We start from the raw sequence: 18,319 nt of genomic DNA on the forward strand, positions 1-18,319 counted from the left end.
ACGATAGTCCTTTCTAACGGAGCTATCAAAGCAAACGAACTAAACTACTAAGAGTAGCAGCAATTGACTGCTACTCTTTTTTTATACTGCATGAAACTAAGGTTCAACCATTTACCAGCAAACTAGGGCTTCTGAAGTTTTTTTGAAACATTTGCTGAAGGGAGAAGATACGAGAAATATTTTAGCAGCTGTGACAACAGAGGAAAGTGTGACAACAATTATTGAGCTGAAAAATTTACTGTTACGTGCATAAGTGTTTGTTTATCTGAATACTACGAAACCCTGTGACAACGTAAAGAAAAAATATTATTTTCTTGCAGAGAGTATAGCAACACGACCATTACGTTTGCAAAGGGAGCGATGTTTCAGTTTTATCAATAATTGCAGTATAGTTCTTCTATTGAAGGGATGAAGAAGCGGAAAAAAGAAGCTGCAAGAGGATTCGCTGATGAAACAAATCCTCTTGCAGATAAAGATTATTGATAATAGCTTACAGCACTATTCGAGTGAAACTGCCATAGAGCGTTACGACTCTCACCACACAGGGAGTTTGAGGTAAGGCGAGCACGAGGCGAGGTTGGTTGGAGGAAGAAGCGCGCAGGAGCAACGCACCATTGAGTGCGTAGACCTCAACGCTTTGAAGCCCTTCTTGCTCCACCTCCAAAAGTCCGTTGAGCACACGCACAACAGAATCTGTGACGACATCGGTAAGCCCCGTTGTTACCTCATCGGGATAGGTTTCGTAAGGGCCATTGATGATGGACACATAATGCGGTTCGACGGATAGAGGCCAGAGATCTTTCTCCTCTCCATTGATTTCGCCCATCAGTGCCAAGCGATAGTTGCGGTTGTTTATGAGTTTCAAATCTTTCACTTTGAGCCATCCGCTTTGGATAGCCGCGGTAGCATCTTGTCCTGAAAGGTGGACAGTCTGCGTACTGGAAAGCAAGGGGAAGTGTCGGTCCGTTTCAGTATCCACGAGGTGGAGCGTGAGTTTCCCTGCATACTCTTTATCTTTGTTCAGCTGAACGATGCACCCCAACTTAAAGAGTCGTGTGAAGGTCACGTCAATGTTTTCACTCGGCATACTTGAACCGTAATCGTCCTGGGCATAGCCATTAGCCATAGCAAAGAGATCAGAAGAAACCTCCTTACCAACAATCTCTACAAAGGAAGGTTGCTGACGGTTGATATTTTGAACGAGGCATTCCTCCTTTGTGTACTCCTTGATGATAGTTAGGCGCAAGCGGTAGCGGCCTGGAGCAATATCGGCAGGTAGGCGCAGCGGGATTTTCACAAAGGTGGTGGCGAACATCTCAAAGTCGACAACAGCTTCCGTTAATGTTTCGGCAACGGATGTACCTGCATCGTCGAGCAGTTCGAGCTTCACCTGTCCGTCGAAAGGCAAGGCATTGAGTTTTCTGATAGCAAGACGCACGGAGTTGGGTTCGCCCGGTCGCAAAGTAGTTTTGAATTCTGGTTCAGCTATGAGTTGGAAAGCAGCTTCTTGGGAAGGCCTTTCGCGAACAGAGATACTATCGTTCTGTATCTCCAAGATGAAACGCGGAGCTTTCTTGAATTTCATCCACGTCCCCCATTCGTTTGAGCCTTTGCGGGCTGCAGCAATGGGCAAGAGTGTATAAACGCCGTTGGGAAGCCCCGACAAATCAGTGGAGAATACCACATCTTCAGCAATAAGACCCGAGGAGGGCATCTTTCCCTCATCTTGTTGGAAGCGAAATGCTGTGTAGCCACCCGTGGAATAATAAGGAGAGGGACAAGCACGCACCAATGTGCCGTCCTCGCCATAGATGCCGATGCCTATATCTCCCACAAACGGGAGGAAACTTTGATTGACAAAAGAACTATAAGCTATCTTCACATCCGATGTGGCTTTCTGGGGTGCAGCACCAAGGAAGTGCATCTCGCCACCTATATTGAAAGCCAAATTGGGAGCATCCTCACGCAAAGTTTCTTCAATCTTTGGCACGCCGGGCTTATTGGGACGAGCCAAAATAACGAGGAGCTGCTTATTAAAACTCAATGGACGCCCGCCAAACTCTGTTCCAGAGGAAGAGAGATTGAGAGCTGCCAACGAATAGTAGCCATCCGCTTGTCCGTCCCAACCGAAATTCATATGAATCAAGCCGTCGCGATCAAAGCCATCAGCTACCCAGGCATGACCGCTTGCCCCACTTCGCTGATTGCCCGAGATGTAGAGCGGAAAACCTTTGCGGAGTTCGTCTTGGATGACCTCTAAAAAATGAGCGTTGCCCTCATTCTCCTTGGTAACAATGGCAGCATCGTAATCGAAATAAGAGCGAAAGGCCTGTGCAGCAGCAAAATTTTGTGCGCTGCTACTATTTGGCGTGTACTGCATATAGACAGAGATTCCGACATCGCTCATCAATTTTGCCACGGCATCTTCCTGCTGTTTTGTATAGGAACCATAAGTGTAAGTGGGCCTCATCTGCTCCCAAGCATACTGCGACTGTGAAAAATCAGCTGAGCGCGTTTGACCTTCATAATTAACGGTATAGCTGTTACTGCCTTGCCCGCCCAAAGGCCATTGATGGTAGTACATAATTTGAGCCATCGCCGTGGCTACACACCCCGTATAGTAGTGGGTGAGCTTATTGTAAGGTTCGCTCTGTCCCCAGCGAGATTTGATAAGCGGGGGAACTGCATCGGCAGGCTTCGGGGTGTGAGGAGCCTGAGTAGTGAGTTGAGGATTATTTTTTAACTGTCTATAGACATCCCTATAACTCTGAAGTAAGAAACGGACTTCTGGATTCAGACGTGCCGTATCTATCGCGCCCGAAGTACTATACGCCAACACCTCTCCCATCGCGTCGTTGCTGGCAACGATAACAAAACCGTTTCCGCCTGCATCATTATATATATAATAAGGAGTAGATTGCAACAGCGCCTTTGTCCGCATTCGCACCTCATGCTGCGTTTGTTCACTGATACGGACATATCGGCGAGCAACAGAAAGCGCTTCTTCAGGAGACACCTCCCGCGCTTGAATGCTCAGGGTTTGTAAGAAAAGGAGAAGGAGAAAAATAACAGTAGAAGAACTCTTACGGAAAACACTATCCACGTGGCGAGTTATTCGAGAGAGGCATGTAAAAATCATTTTAGGAAAGTTTTAATAAAAATATGAGTAGAAAAAACTTTAGCTATCTGCTTGTGAAACAGAACGATTAGAACCGTCGAGAAGTGCTTTGATATCTGCCTGCACGCGCTGATACTCTGGACAATCTGTATAGGTTGTGTGTTTGCGGAGCATTTCTTCCACAAGTCCTATGCTGTGCTGATAGGAAGCAAGTTCGTTCTGTGCTTGAACGTTATGCACTGCAAGGCTACGTATCTCATTTTCTTTCTCGCGCCGAAGCACATCGCACACGCCATTGAGCATGGGAGCCACTAATCCCTTGAAGAGATCGTGGCCTCGCATATAAAGATAGGTGGTTTGTGGGGTCACTCCCAAGCGCAAAAGCTCGGCACAGAGCGGTTTGTAAGTCTGTCGCCCTTCTGGAAAACGTTTTTGCAAACGCGCAATCTTCTGATTGACATGGTGGCGCAGAGCTTCCAACGTACGCTCGGGGTGGTAGTAGTCGAGTTGATAGATTTCTATGATGTGATAAAAGTCGAGCATCGAAAACTCCTTATAACCGCCATAGCGATAGCACCAGATGTTCCAAGCGAAGAGTGGCCAAATGATTTCGGAATAGAGCTGGAGGAATGTTTCGAAATCGAAGAGTCGCCGATCGTTGAGCGTTGCCATGACGCAGACATTATGGAGCGCGGGAGCATAGCACTGAAAATTCTCAATGGCATACACATAAGTGTGAAATACATAAGGATTCTCACAAACCTCCTTCGACACGAGCGTGGTTCCTTGCATGAGATAATCGTAGTCTGCATCCACGCAAGCAATCATATAGGCCCCTAATTGTGGTCCCAACTCATTGGCGAGTGCTTCCTTCTTGCCTTTGCTCAGTTTAGTGCGCGAAGGGAGCATCACTTCAAAATAATAGCGATCAGTTTCCAAAGGGTGCAGCAGTGTACTCCAGAAGAAGACATCATCATAGCTTTCCACATAAACGACTATCTTCTGTCTTGCTCGTTTCGACTGCAAGCGATTCATCGCCTCTATATAAGCCGAATTTAAGTTATGAGATAATCTCCGAGCCATAGTAAGAGAGAGTTAATCAAGCGTAATATCACTGACCTCTGTCACAGCATCTTGCCAACCGTCCATAATAACAGCGGGAGAATGAGTAGTGAGAACGATTTGCGCATTGGGGTTGAGTTCGCGGATAAGCCCAACGAGTCGTTTCTGCCATTCGAAGTGCAAACTGGCTTCTGGCTCATCCATGAAAAGAACGTAAGGCTGCTGATCCTCTGTCAAAGCCGTCAGAAGAATCACAAGAACTTGTTTCTCACCGCTTGAAAGAACATAAGGTTGCAGCACCTCTCCATACTGAGAAAACTGAAGTTCGTTGCTCTTTCGGTCTATCTTCTTCCCCGTTTCAGAGAAGAGATCATCAACGATGTCGAGAAAGCGTGTTTTGATGCTTGCCGCATCCGTAGCTTTCTGCCGCGCTTCGGGGTCGCCACTAGTGAGAAGTTCAATCATGCGGTTTCCCACATTCACTTGATAGTCGAGGTAGCGCCGCTGAAGCAAATAGAGCTGCCAGTCGAGTTCTGTTGCCACATGAACATCCGTGAGTTGTTCCAAACGGTCGCTTTTAACCAACTGACGGTCGAAACTCCTGATAATATCATAACGAATACCCGTTGCGTCAGAAGGTGCAAACTCCATTGTCAATCCCGTTGAGGTATCAGCCGGAGAGAGTTCACCAGAAACAGGAAGTTCGCGCAGATGCTGAATCAAACGATTCAGAATAGTGCTCTTCCCTTCTCCGTTGCGTCCACTTAAGATATTAACATCGGGGTTTAGTTCCCAAAGAATGTGTTTATGCCCAGACCAAAGACTCGGAATATCTATGCGACGAATATAGTTAGCATATTTCATAACTCAACGTATTTATCAGTTGCAGCAAAGATACTGAGTTTCGGGCAGATGGGCAAATAAGCAAACCTCACAAAAACTCTGCTGAACATCTAGTTTCTTCTATTATTGATCACAAAGAGAACAGAAAAAAGTAGTCCTGCTTTGTTATTCAGGAAATTAGCCGTACTTTTGCACCGCTTTTCCGCATAGCCGCTGGCAGAGAGCGAAAGAACTGTATATGCTATGCTGGGACCGACAAACAATATTTAATTCCCAAATCAAAAATGGCAGATTTAATTAAAATTGCTGAAGAAGCTTTTGCTACAGGCATCCAGATGCCAACTTTCAAAGCTGGTGACACGGTAACTGTGGCATACAAAATTGTCGAGGGTAACAAGGAGCGTGTACAGCTGTACCGCGGCGTTGTTATCAAGATCGCAGGTCACGGAAACAAGAAGCGCTTTACAGTTCGCAAGATGAGCGGTACTGTAGGTGTTGAACGTATCTTCCCTATGGATAGCCCCGCTATTGACAGCGTTGAGGTTAATAAAGTAGGTAAGGTTCGCCGTGCTAAACTCTACTACCTGCGCAACCTCACTGGTAAGCGTGCTCGCATCCGTGAAAAGCGTACTGCAGTCGCTACGGACAAGAAATAAGCCGCTTCCGCTTTTTTGCAAAGCAAGTAAAAAGAGACCATTCTTTCGGGAATGGTCTCTTTTTTGTGAATAATACGGAGATATAAGTTTTTCTGCTTATTTCTCTACACCTTTCTCAACTCATGCTATAGGTATGAATGCTACTGCCTTGAGCACTGGGTAAATAGTTGATACCCCACCAGCATACTTGAAGGAAAACGAAGCAGACAAGCAACATAGCTAAAGATGTGCGCAGATGGCGAGGATTTGAACGGCGAAAATGAATATAGACGAGATAGCTAAACCATGTGATAGCCGCCCAAGTCTCTTTCGGGTCCCAACTCCAATAATGCCCCCATGCTTCTTTTGCCCACAAGGCGCCGAAAAGCATACCGATAGTCATAAAGGCTAAACCGATGTAGGAGAGATTATCAGTGAGCTCTATTTCTTTTTCCTCCACAGCCAAACGCTTGAAGAAAAGCAAATAGATACTCATCAATGCTGCTGCTCCAAGAAGGGCATAAGCAAACATATAGATAATCACGTGAGGAGCGAACCACGGACTTTGCAGTGCAGGCATCAATGTCTTGTTGTGAATCTCTGGCTTGAAGAGATTGATACAGATAAAGACAGTGGAGAGCAATGTGCTGAAAGCTAAAATCCACTTATATTTCCAACGGCTATACACTATGATACCTGCCAGCGGAAGGAAGAAACTATACCAAAGGCGCGTTTCGCCCATGGTGCGAAGCGGTGGACGCTCCAACGAAACCCACATAAGGGTGATAAAACTAAAGAAGATAGTAAGCCCAACAGCCGTAAAGCCGTAGACTAACAAAGGGCGTTTTTCTTTCCATGCGAGAAACGCACCTACCGCCCAGAAAAGTATGGCGGGAATAGCGAAGTATATAAATGATGACCAGGACACGGTGAGGAATGTGTTAATTAAGAAATGTGCTAATATGCTAATGTGCTAATGTGCTAATGTGCTAATGTGCTAATGGATACATAAACTTTTATTTGCGCCTACTTCCCATAACAAACATGAGAATTGCACCTAGTAGGAGGAGGGCTATACCCACATAAACATAAGGAAGCCAAGGGTCGCGAACAAGTTCGAAGACGGAATACTGACTCCAACGACCGCGATCGTGGTCATAATCGAGTTGGTACATTTTCCATCCATTGACACTGAGGGGCTTATTAACATCTATCGTATCGCGGAGCTTATGCCCATCTTTCGTATAGACCGTTACGTCCGAAGCAAAGCGGCGCGGTTCAAGTTGCGGCATCGCAACAGCGGTTTTAGCATCGAGCTGGAGCACTTGCATGGGAAAATAGAAACTGCCACAACTCACCCAACCGCTAATGCGACGATGGGTAGTGGGATTGATGACTTCCACCATAGCTGCAGGAATTGCACCGGCTGAGCCCCAAGCCACAGCTTTCAGTTTACCCCCTTCAGGGACAAGGGCTGCAAAAGGCAAATACTGCTTAACATGTATCTCCCAACCATTCAAACGACCGTGAGCAAGACTATCTTCGAGACTCAGCACATCGGACTTTCCACGCGGAAGTGCATCTCCGCTTTTACTATCGATAACGATGAGCTTCGGCGGATATGTGTCCATGATAAAACTATTGAGTTGCACCGCAAAGTCGAGCTCGTGAACTTTATTCTTATCATCGAGCCCGCGCCATTCGGGAACTTCTGCTTCCAGCTCCGCGCCTGATCGCAGGCGTTGCATATCTGCACTGCCAAGTGTTCCACAAGTGAGCACAAGGAAGAGTCCGAGATGTGACACAAGAAAGGGAACGCCGCGCCAAGTGAAATGACTGACTTGCCGAAGAATGACAAGTCCAAGAATGTAAGTCATCCACATATAGACGAGGACAAACGCCCAGTGGCTCAACATCTTAGTAATCCCAATAGGGTCAGACGGGGAGGCATCAGCCCCGACTTGCTTCGTCAGTCCCATAATGAGCGTGAGCAACGCAACCCAAGCGATTGCTCCCACTGCAGCTTGACTACTACTCATCCAACGTAGCAGGTAGAAGCGTTCTCTTAAAAGCCAGCTACCTAAAATGAGTAACACCCAAAATATTAAAAAGATAAGATTAACGGGAAATGCAAACAAATCCCACTTTATCGGACCTATTGTAAACTGTAGCAATAGCCCCGTTAAAACAAGCCCGCCTCCAATAAATAGGGCTTCTTTAATTTTCCAAGGTTTTATCCACACGATATTTTAATGTGCTAATTTAGTAAATGTGCTAATGCGGGGCGACAAGGTCGCTTGAATGTGCTAATGTGGCAATGTGCTAATGTGCTAATGTGGCAATGTGCTAATGTGCTAATTTGGCTTGAATGTGCTAATATGCTAATGACCTAACGGGACACACGGTGTAACCCACATTAGCACATTAGCACATTAACAAATTAGCACATTTTCTCACATTAGCACATTTCCTAATTATCCCATTCTTTTAGTGAATCCTTCCTTTCGCCTTTGCTTCCTGAATCCATTTAGGAACAACGGTAGTAAGGAACTTATGTTTGTCGGAATTCATCTTGGCCATATCCAAGCCGATGTATTTCTGCGCTTTGGCTTTCGTACTGATATCGGGCATTGGAACTTCACCTGTGAAACCGTGCTTCGCTAAAACTTTTGAAATAGAGAAGCGAGCTTTGTGAGCAAAGTCGAGAGCCGAAGCAAGAATGCGCATCACTTCGTCCGTTGCGTGGAATGAAGCTCCATGGGAAGCTACTGCGTAGTCCCAACGCCACTGACCGGAACGGAGATCTTGCAGCGTTTCTTTCATTTCATTATCCGTTGCACCCTTATCCCAAGCAAACTTCGCTTCAATGTGTGCTTTAGCCAACTCAGCCTCTACGCGATCGCGAATCTCGTTGACTTTACGCTGACGTTTGTAAACATAACCTCTCAGCTTATCAGCGCTCTCACGATGACACACCTGACAAGTGCGTTCGATATGTGCCAACGGACTCGTAATCTGATGATCGGAGAACTTAACGCCACCTTCTGCCTTATACGGCATATGACAGTCGGCACAGGACAAACCGCGCATACCATGAGTACCGTGCATAAAGAGCGTATAGCCTGGATGCTGCGCCTTCAGCATTGGAGCACGACTCAGAGCGTGCGTATAATCTGTAAACTTTATCTTATCATAGTAGCGCTCTATATCCTCCACGGTGTTTCCTTCGTCCATCGGGAAAGCGAGGTAGTTTGTACCTTTCTGGAAGTAGTATTCTTCATGACATTGTGCACAAACAAGTGAACGCATTTCTTGATGTGGACGTGTGTTGACATCTTCGCCGTTGTGGGTGCGTGCCCATGCCTCTTTCAAAGCGGGACGACTCACACGAAGATTCATAGTGACAGGATCGTGACAATCCGAACAACCAACTGTGTTCATCACTTGACTACCAAGTGACGACCAAGGTGCTTTATAAAAGTTTGCCACTCCCATTTCACTCATCAAGCGAGGAACATCTGGTCCCTTACAGGTCCAACACGTTCCGGGTTGTTTCTCACCCTTATCACCAGGAGTCATCGGAGCACCAGTGCGCAAAATCTCGCGCATATCCTCAACGGCGTGTGAATGACCACGTGGAGTATTGTATTCCCAAGAGAAAGTGTATCCCGCCCAAAGAACCACCATATTGGGGCGTTGAGCCAAGACATCTTTACGTTGACTCCCATTAAACTCACTTTCAAACGTAGTATCTGCTGTCATCTTCCATGTTTCATACTCACGCGGAAAATCAGCAGCAAAGGAGTCGTTAAGGGAAACAATGCTGTCCTTCATCGGGAATCGGCGGTTGTTGAAGATACTTGCCACTTCGGCGCGGCGCTCCATCAGCGACGCTGCCAGGAGCCCCAGACAGAAGACAATGAGCATGGCACCACCAAAGAGGGCCCAGCCTTGCCATGTTTTGAGTTTTCGCTGTTGTTCTGACATAATGATATGATTTTTTTAGTTTTTACAATTGAAAGAAATTGTTATCGTCCGCCAACGGTTTTATGAAGCCATTGCGGTGCTGTTGCAGGCGGATAAGGAACAATGGCATTGGGAGTACTCGAGAGCCCCACTCGTCCGTGAGGTGTTTCGCGATGACAATCCCAGCAAGCTTTCCCCTCGTTACGCTGCGCCATCATGTAGTCGATACGCCCCGTATTCACCAGTTCGGTGTTCAACTGGGTATGACAACGTATACAGTTATCCATTATCACTTCCGCACTCGCCTCTTTGAGCATGATAACATCTTTCTCGCTTTTGGTCACAAAGGCCGCCACGTGTCCAATACCATCTTTCGCTTTGAAATAGTACTTTGCAAACACACTGCTCTCTCTCCTTTCTATTGAAGCAAAGCTTCCTAAGATTTCATATTCCTAACAGAAAGATCTTTCGTCGTAGCACCAAACCCATGAAGACGAAAATTTATAAACCGAATTGGGGCTACTGAAGAGTGTTACTCTCTTCAGGACTTTCATCTTTTTTTCCTTATTGTATTCTCCAACGCAATAAGGCTCTCAGCTCACTCCCTTATTGCGTCAGCCAGCACAATAAGGAAATTTTTCAGCGAGACACACCCATTACATCCTCCAACTGTCCCCAGCGGGGATACACCATGCTCAACCGCGGATGATGCCCGAAGGGAGAACCCGTGAATGTAGTGATCGCTCTATCCTCTGACACCAGCGGTGTTGCACAATTGCCACTTCCGCTAATACGGAAGATACTCCCTCCACGCTTTCAGTGCGACGCTTCCTGCGTCGGAGTTTGGTGCTGGCGTCTCTCCACGGGTTCCCCCTCGCTCAGGCTCGGGTATCACCCGCGGTTAAGCATGGTGCGCCTCCGCCGGAGGCGATGAGTTGCCTTGTTCTGCTTCGCCGCTGAAATGGTGACATAGAAGGTGTATGCCCACTGATAGTGTGCAGACTTTCCACGCTGTGTGAGAAGGTGTATGGCGAACTTCGTGTGCGCTCACCCACTGTCCCCGGTGGGGACACACCATGCGTAACCGCGGGTGATGCCCGAGCGGAGCGAGGGTGAACCCGTGGAGAGAACTCCACTCCTCTCTCCGACACCGGAGGTGTCGCACAGCACCCACAAAGACTTTCTCAACTACTTCTTTAGCTCCTAAAGCAGAAAAGATACGATTAAAAATAAAAGGCAAGATACATATAAATAAGAAACAAGAGGAGTGTTTGGAATATTCGGACGTTTACAGTAACTTCGCGGGGATAACTTATAGATTATGTCAACAATTATTTATCCTGCACCAATATATGGTCCTGTCCACAGCCGAAGGATGGGAATTTCTTTAGGCATCAATTTGATGCCACGCGATGGAAAGGTTTGCACATTCGATTGTGTCTACTGCGAATGTGGCTTCAATAAGGATCGCGTTGCTCACTCCAAACGCCCTACACGGCAGGAGGTGCAACGTGCGCTCGAACTTCGTTTGGAGCAGATGCACATGGAAGGACAAGTGCCCGATGTACTTACCTTTGCTGGTAACGGAGAACCTACCACCCACCCCGACTTTTTGGGTATCATAGAGGATACCATCGCGCTGCGCAATCGTTTTTGTCCGAAAGCTAAGGTGAGTGTGCTGAGTAATGCTTCTTTTGCGGCGCGTCCCAATATCCGAAAAGCTCTCATGCTTGTGGATAACAATATCCTCAAGCTCGATACTATCAATCTGGAGTATATACAGCTCGTCGATCGCCCTTTGTATCCTTATGATGTTGAAAAGGTGGTCGAAGCGCTCAAGGCTTTCAATGGGCATGTCATTGTGCAGACAATGTTCATGAAAGGAACCGTGGATGGGAAGAATGTGGACAATACGGGCGATGAATATGTGCTGCCATGGCTTGAAGCTGTCAAAGAAATCAAGCCACAGCAGGTGATGATCTACACCATCGACCGCGAAACGCCCAACCACGACTTACAGAAAGCTACTCACGAGGAACTGGATCGCATCGTGGCAATGATTGAGAAAGAGGGAATTCCTGCCACAGCTTCCTACTAAAAATCTTTCTCTTCACAACTGATACGACAAGACATTGAAGTTTACAGACAATATCCGCCAACTCATCGTTCGCCATCATCTGCTCCATGATGGCGAGCGTGTTTTGGTTGCTCTCAGTGGTGGAGCTGATTCTGTTGCTCTTCTGCTGGTGTTGCGCGACTTGGGTTATCCCGTGGAGGCGGCACATGGTCATTTTCATTTGCGCGATGAAGAAGCCAACCGCGATGCCTCTTTTGTGGAGCAACTCTGCAAGCGATTGGATGTGCCGCTTCATCGTGTCGACTTCAACACAAAGGCGGTGGCGAAAGTGCAAAAAGTGAGTCTCGAAATGGCGGCGCGAGATTTGCGGTACACATGGTTCCGAAAATTGCTCCGTGAGCGCAATATCCGCTTTGTGGCTGTAGCGCATCATCAGGAAGACAACACCGAAACGTTCTTCCTCAACCTCCTGCGCGGTGCTGGTTTGCAAGGACTGACAGGTATGTCCGTTCGCACTACGGATGTTATCCGACCGCTCCTCGGCGTGACTCGACAAGAGATTGAAATTTACTTGAAAGAAAAAGGCGAAGCATTTGTTGTGGATAGTACAAATGCGGACACCTATTATAGGCGCAACAAACTGCGACAAGAAATACTCCCCTTGTTGCGCCAGATGAACCCATCGCTCGACCGCACCCTTGCAGAAACCATGCAGCGTATGGCCGAAGCCGACAACATCGTCGGAGAACAATTTGAGAAGTTCCGAAAAGAAAGCGTGCGGGAAGAGACGTTCGGCATTTCCGTTGAAGTGGACACTTTGCTAAACTCCTCCGCGCCGCAAACATATCTTTTCCTCCTCATGAAGGAGTACGGGTTCAGTTCTTCCCATATTTCTGACATCTTCCCTAAGCTGCAAGGCGAATCGGGCATTTTCTTCACGAGTACCACAGGGTGGGCCACTCTCCATCAAGGACGGCTCATACTTTCGCCTATCATTGAAGAAGTTCCCCCTACTCCTCTCGGCGAAAGCAATACAACATTGTCCGCTGGGCGCACATTGCTCATAGAAAAATGCGAGAAGGTAGAGATTAGCAGAGTTCCAGAAGTTGCCACCCTTGATGCCGACAAGATTCAAGGAGAGTTGTTCGTCCGCAGTCTCCAACCTGGCGACCGTTTCCACCCATACGGCATGAAGGGAAGTAAACTTGTGAGCGATTATCTCACCAATTGTCACCGCTCGCGCATTCACAAACGCGCCGCCCTCATCGTTTGCGATGCTGCTGGCCCGCTCTGGCTTGTAGGCGAACGCATCGACTGCCGCGCTGCCATATCGGAAACCACCACCCGCTGCTTAAAACTATCATTACATCTATAATTTCTCAGAGAGAACTTTGTCCTTTTAGCCTTTCAATAGAACCTCTATAACTTTTAGTTCTTTAATCACTCAGTAGAGATATATTTTTCTATTTAGAAAGCTTGCTGATTTTAAGAATAATTACCATATTTGCGAAAATAACTGCAGAAAAGCGTATCATCACTACATTTTTCCGCACTTAAAAATGTATTATGGAGATTAGAAGAGATATAATAGACTCTTTCAAGCAGTGGAAAGAAGATCCAAAAAGGAAGCCTATTTTGCTGAAAGGAGCAAGACAGATTGGCAAAACATGGGCGATGGAAGCCTTCGGTAGAGAGGCTTTTGAGTATTATGCTAAGTTTGACTTTGACCGCCAACCGGAATTGAAGTCAGTATTCCAAACATCTAAAAGCCCCGAAAGAATCCTCAAAGAGCTTTCGCTCTATACTGACATTCCTATTGTTGCAGGAAAAACGCTTATCATTTTTGATGAGATTCAAGAATGCGAAGAAGCACTGAATAGCTTGAAGTATTTTTATGAAGATGCTCCAGAGTATCATGTTATAGCCGCTGGTAGTTTGCTCGGTGTAGCAGTCAAAAAGCGCAACATGACAGTGCCAGTAGGTAAGGTAAGCATCATGCGTATGTACCCTATCACATTCCGCGAATTTTTGCGTGCTGCAGACGAAAGAACATATCGCTATGTGGAGGATTTAGACGAAGCGAACCATCTTCCCGAAATAATTTTCAATAAGTTGAAAATGGAATATCGGCGGTATCTCGTATGTGGTGGTATGCCCGAAGCAGTTATCAGCTTACTCGAAAATAGGGGAATGGAAGTTGTGGAGCAGGTACAGCAAGAGATTCTTGATCTTTATGAGCTTGACTTTGCCAAATATGCCACAGCAAGAGACATTCCACGTATTCATGCTATTTGGCATTCACTACCATCACAATTGGCCAAAAAAAATCGAAAATTCATCTATAAGATTGTTAAACCTGGGGCACGGTCTAAAGATTATGAAGACGCATTACTCTGGCTGGAGGATGCAGGTATGATTTACAGAGTTTTCAACATCAGCAAACCAGGACTACCTATTTCTGCCTACGAAGATCCTACTGCTTTCAAGGTCTACGCTTGTGATTGTGGACTACTTCGCCGCCTTGCCCGACTTCCAGCAACTGTGGTTCTAAATGCTAATGCTAATTACACCGAGTTCAAGGGGAGTATGGCAGAAAATGCTGTTGTACAATCCTTAATGCCATTGATGAAAGATGAAGTCCCTCATTATTGGTCTTCTGATAATCGAGCAGAGATTGAGTTTATCATTCAATGGGGAGAGAATATTATCCCAATAGAGGTAAAGGCTGAAAACTGCATTAGTGGGCGAAGCTTATCTGTGTATGCAGCGAAATATCAACCCAAAGAGCGTATCCGTTTTTCTTTTCTCAATTTGCAATACAATGAAGGATTGCTTAGTTGTCCCTCACCATTAGCTGATTGGTTTCATTATTTCTTACCAAAATCGTAATCTTTATTCTGCACGTAAACAAAAACCCATCTATGAAAGAAAAATCCGCAATGGTGTAGAAGTAATGGTCGTTTTGAAATACATATGAATACTATGGGTTGAAATATTTCTCCAAAACATTATGCTCAGTGGAAAAATAATATTGGTAAAGCATTCAAAGCACCTATGATTCGTGCTGCACGGGATTCTTTTTATAACTCAGAAACAAAGAAGTCAATTCCTAACCCTAATGCGGGAAAAATGCGATTACAATCCACTGCTGTATATGGTAGAACAATATTTTGGAAAACAAATTAATAAAAACTTCTCATTATACAAGATATTAATTATGAAAGTGTTTTTACTTCTTTTATTATTATATTTTCCTCTTAACAGTAAGGTAGCGGAAAGTCATCAGGTGGACGTTACCCTATCGTATGAATCTGGGTATACTTCCAAGAGTCTATATATAAATGGAAAGAAAGAAGCTGTCTATAAAAGCAGGAAAAAGAAGCCTATAAGGCTCACAAAGGTCGAGAAAGATATGCAAAATGTCTTTTTCGAACAATTAAAATACTTGGAATCGTGGGGGGTGATTATAAAATATCCGGAGGTTATCTTCGAAGACCTTTGTATTATTTCTGATATATTATCCAATTATGATAAGTCGGAAATTCAATCTTTTATTCAAACAAAAGGCGATTGTAAAACAATTAATATATTAAAAATCAACAAATATTACACATATATCAATGCAAGAGTTGATTATGTCTTAACGCTCACAATAGTTATAGAAAAAGGCTTACTTAAAGAATTCCGATATAAATATATGCCAGATTTTTCTAATGAGACCATTAGTTACAGATGTCAGTACAAATATGATAATTATGGTAGAATTATATATATAACGATTTTAGGGAAAGAAAAAAATGAGATTAGAATAACATATTCGAGTTTAAGATAATAAGAAAGACTGTCTCATGAGCAATAAATTCGGGTAAAAGAATGGACTATTATCGAGAAGTTAGGCTATGAACATACCGTTTCTACCAAGTTCGGCAATGGGACGGAAAGCAATCCTTTCCGTCGCTGTCGGTAAAGTCAGTGATAACGGGAATAGGCTTGTATGCCTTTTCTTCCCGCCTGACCGCAATGGTTTCTGAATAAAGAATTCATTGCGGATTTTCCTCTTGTATTGCCTATATCTCCACACTCCCTAATAGGGATAGAAAAAGGAAAGGATGAAAAACGTGAGGAGCGTGAGGAGGAGGACGTAAGGAGGAACAGAGAGCCCATGCAACGACTTCTGTTTTTGAGTTCCTGAAACATAACGTAGTGCACAATAGGATATACTCGCACTAACAAAGCCCACTATCGCACCCACCAAGAGGTCGCCAGGATAGTGTCGGCCCAAATATATGCGCGTGTAGCACATCATCAGTACCCACGCAAAGAGGAGCAGCGAGAGCCAACTCCGACGAAACAAATAGTGGATGAAAAACGCAAAGCCGAAAGCATTGGCGGCATGGGCAGAAGGGAAGCCGTAAGGGCCACCTCGATCATTTGCCACTACATGAATGAACTGCGACAAGGGGTTATCCAGATTGCATGGGCGCAAGCGATGAAAAATGGGGCGCAGCAGCGTAGCCGTAATTTGGTCGGCGAAAAATATCGTTAGAAACACAGCCACAAAGATTAGAGCCGAAACGCGCCACTTGAAGTTGCGTAAAATCACAAAGACAAAAGCAGCGTAGAAAGGTAGCCATACCCATTTAGATGAATAGAGCCACATAAAATTGTCCCAATACGGAGTGTGCCATCCGTTGAGAAAGAGCATCAACTGTGTGTCCAGATCTGTAAAGAAATCAAGCATCTTTGTTAGCGTTTAGCAATATCATCGTAGAGTTTTTGCAGATAAGCTTTTGCCGGCCGCAAGTTCTGCCCTTTGCTCCGCCCAGTGTCGAGCATCACGCGGTGAGCTTGGTTGTCGTAGATAAGTTGGTTATCGGTGGTGACGAGGCCGAAAGCATCGGGCACAGCAAAGAACGCAAAATGCGGAGCATGGGGATTGAAGAGGTTCTTACTGAAAGCGAACTCTTTGTGCGACAAACCCAACTGCGCCAGCAGCGTGGCGGCGATGTCCTGCTGACCTCCAATAATATCTATGCGTTTCGGTTCTCGAACAGCTCCTCCTGTCAGAATGAGCGGAATACGATAGCGGTTGATGTCAAAATTGCTAATATGAGGGGGATAGCACCCGAGATGGTCGGGAACAAGGATAACGAGCGTATTCTTCCATGCGGGCAACGTTCGGAAGTTGCGAAGAAAATCTCCGATAACACTATCAGTGTAGGCAAAAGCATTGAGACGCTCGTCGCTTAGACGGTGGTACGGCACATCGAAAGGTTCGTGACTACTGCTCGTTTGCACCACGCGGAAGAAAGGCTCTTTCTGTGGTTTTTCGCTGCGGAGTTCTTCCCACACTTTGCGGAAAAGCAAATGGTCATGGACACCCCATTTAGAGAGACGGTCGCCAACGGGGAAATTTTGGTCGGAGACAATATCCGTAAAACCTTGCGCCACGAGATAAGAGCGCATTTTGGTGAAATCTGCATCGCCACCATAGTAGTATTTAGGACGATAGCCCACTTTCAAAAGAGCGCCACAGATGGATGGGAGATGCGCCGTCTTACTGGGATACTTCATGATGCTCATCGTGGGCTGAGCTGGATAACCACTCAAGATGCTAACCAGTCCGCGGTCGGTGCGGAAACTATTGGCGTAGAAATTCGTGAAGAGAACTCCTGTTCGGGCTATCGAATCAAGGTTGATCGCCACATTAGGTAATCCGCCCATTTCCTTCATTAGGAAGTTGGAGAAACTCTCCATCACAATAATCATCACATTGGGGCGTTGTGTGGTCAGCAGGGAGTCGGAAAGCACCACGTTCGCTTCGGGCTGTTCTTGCATAGAGCGGAAGAGATGCGTTGCCTCACGATCGTCCATGAAGCGATATTGTTTCGCGAAATCCTCTTGTCCTACCAATGATTCCATCAAACTGAAAAGCGGATTCACGGCGGCATGATTGAGAACAGGGTCGCCACTGTAGAAAACTTTTCCTACGTTCATCGTCGACGTTGTTATCCCGCCGCGAATGGGGAGGAACAGAGCGGCTGTGAGAAGAAACAGAGCCAAGCTCTTCCAGGCTCTATTGTGAATTCTCTCAAACTGCGGCCAACGCTTCGGGCGAAGCAAGAAGAAATAGAACACGGCATAAATGGCGACACTGCAAAGAGCCGTTAGCAACAAGCCGAGAAGCAAAAATCCAAAACTCACACTGGCCACTGCCTCCTGCGGCGACGAGAAGAAATAGAACAATGGCGTTGAATCAAGTGGGAATCCCCAATAGCCATAGAGCACAAGATTCAAGATAAAAGCCATCCCTACGATAGTAGATACACAGCCAAAATAAGCCATCAACGTTCGCCGCGGCCACTGCTCTTTTCGCCAAAGCGTGGGGAGTAGTAGCAAAGCGGGAATGACGGAGAGATACCCTGCCATACTGAAATCAAGTGGGAGTCCGTGATACATAATGCTCAACCAATCTGTTGCGCGGAGGTGCTGCACGTTTTGTCCATACACAAGGAGAAAGAAAGGTTTTTGCAGAACAAAACAAACGACCCATAGAAAGTAGACACCGAAAAATCGGCCTATCCTCGTTTTCATTACGTCTTTATTTTTCAGCAAAGT

General features: G+C 45.9%; 13 protein-coding genes and 1 pseudogene. 5 read left to right on the plus strand and 9 right to left on the minus strand.

Annotation, left to right across the window (positions count from 1 at the left end):
- Nucleotides 1-490: 490 nt before the first annotated feature.
- From ACO4R2_RS00625 to ACO4R2_RS00635, 3 genes are read right to left on the minus strand one after another with little or no spacing between them, the layout of a single operon-like run.
- Nucleotides 491-3,139: a C10 family peptidase gene (locus tag ACO4R2_RS00625; protein ID WP_484768786.1), complete on the minus strand. Its 2,649-nt coding sequence runs from the start codon at nt 3,137-3,139 to the stop codon at nt 491-493.
- Between the two features lie 39 nt (nt 3,140-3,178).
- On the minus strand, nt 3,179-4,201 hold the full coding sequence (locus ACO4R2_RS00630) for a DUF4435 domain-containing protein (RefSeq protein ID WP_484768787.1): 1,023 nt from the start codon (nt 4,199-4,201) through the stop codon (nt 3,179-3,181).
- Nucleotides 4,202-4,213: 12 nt separating this feature from the next.
- A complete protein-coding gene (locus tag ACO4R2_RS00635) occupies nt 4,214-5,044 on the minus strand; it encodes an AAA family ATPase (protein WP_484768788.1) in 831 nt (276 codons plus the stop codon).
- Nucleotides 5,045-5,307: 263 nt separating this feature from the next.
- Between ACO4R2_RS00635 and rplS the strand changes: the two genes are divergently transcribed.
- Nucleotides 5,308-5,679: a 50S ribosomal protein L19 gene (gene rplS, locus ACO4R2_RS00640; RefSeq protein WP_311491039.1), complete on the plus strand. Its 372-nt coding sequence runs from the start codon at nt 5,308-5,310 to the stop codon at nt 5,677-5,679.
- Nucleotides 5,680-5,794: 115 nt separating this feature from the next.
- On the opposite strand, the gene ccsA is transcribed toward rplS, so the two are convergent.
- The 4 genes and pseudogenes from ccsA to ACO4R2_RS00660 form a co-directional block, all read right to left on the minus strand.
- Complete coding sequence (ccsA, locus tag ACO4R2_RS00645) at nt 5,795-6,586, minus strand: cytochrome c biogenesis protein CcsA (RefSeq protein ID WP_484768789.1); 792 nt, start codon at nt 6,584-6,586, stop codon at nt 5,795-5,797.
- A gap of 88 nt (nt 6,587-6,674) precedes the next feature.
- Nucleotides 6,675-7,754, minus strand: a complete 1,080-nt coding sequence (locus tag ACO4R2_RS00650) for a cytochrome c biogenesis ResB family protein (RefSeq protein WP_484768790.1) — start codon at nt 7,752-7,754, stop codon at nt 6,675-6,677.
- Nucleotides 7,755-8,145: 391 nt separating this feature from the next.
- Nucleotides 8,146-9,645 carry an ammonia-forming cytochrome c nitrite reductase gene (gene nrfA, locus ACO4R2_RS00655; protein WP_484768791.1) on the minus strand — a complete coding sequence of 500 codons (1,500 nt, stop codon included), beginning with the start codon at nt 9,643-9,645 and terminating at the stop codon, nt 8,146-8,148.
- Between the two features lie 41 nt (nt 9,646-9,686).
- Nucleotides 9,687-10,016 (minus strand): annotated as a pseudogene (locus tag ACO4R2_RS00660) (cytochrome c3 family protein); the annotation flags it as partial.
- A gap of 929 nt (nt 10,017-10,945) precedes the next feature.
- Between ACO4R2_RS00660 and ACO4R2_RS00665 the strand changes: the two are divergent.
- From ACO4R2_RS00665 to ACO4R2_RS00680, 4 genes are all read left to right on the plus strand, one after another.
- Nucleotides 10,946-11,722 carry a radical SAM protein gene (locus tag ACO4R2_RS00665; RefSeq protein ID WP_484768792.1) on the plus strand — a complete coding sequence of 259 codons (777 nt, stop codon included), beginning with the start codon at nt 10,946-10,948 and terminating at the stop codon, nt 11,720-11,722.
- A gap of 34 nt (nt 11,723-11,756) precedes the next feature.
- A complete protein-coding gene (tilS, locus tag ACO4R2_RS00670; protein WP_484768793.1) occupies nt 11,757-13,076 on the plus strand; it encodes a tRNA lysidine(34) synthetase TilS in 1,320 nt (439 codons plus the stop codon).
- Between the two features lie 191 nt (nt 13,077-13,267).
- Nucleotides 13,268-14,590, plus strand: a complete 1,323-nt coding sequence (locus ACO4R2_RS00675; RefSeq protein ID WP_347718912.1) for an ATP-binding protein — start codon at nt 13,268-13,270, stop codon at nt 14,588-14,590.
- 265 nt (nt 14,591-14,855) lie between these two features.
- Nucleotides 14,856-15,533 carry a hypothetical protein gene (locus tag ACO4R2_RS00680; protein ID WP_311491031.1) on the plus strand — a complete coding sequence of 226 codons (678 nt, stop codon included), beginning with the start codon at nt 14,856-14,858 and terminating at the stop codon, nt 15,531-15,533.
- Between the two features lie 252 nt (nt 15,534-15,785).
- Here the strand turns inward: ACO4R2_RS00680 and ACO4R2_RS00685 are convergent, their stop codons facing one another.
- Both ACO4R2_RS00685 and ACO4R2_RS00690 read right to left on the minus strand, forming a co-directional pair.
- Nucleotides 15,786-16,442, minus strand: coding sequence for a phosphatase PAP2 family protein (locus ACO4R2_RS00685; RefSeq protein WP_484768794.1), 657 nt, complete (start codon nt 16,440-16,442; stop codon nt 15,786-15,788).
- A 5-nt stretch (nt 16,443-16,447) separates the two neighbouring features.
- Nucleotides 16,448-18,295: an LTA synthase family protein gene (locus tag ACO4R2_RS00690; protein WP_484768795.1), complete on the minus strand. Its 1,848-nt coding sequence runs from the start codon at nt 18,293-18,295 to the stop codon at nt 16,448-16,450.
- Nucleotides 18,296-18,319 lie beyond the last annotated feature (24 nt).

The sequence above is a fragment of the Alloprevotella sp. genome, assembly GCF_057240785.1.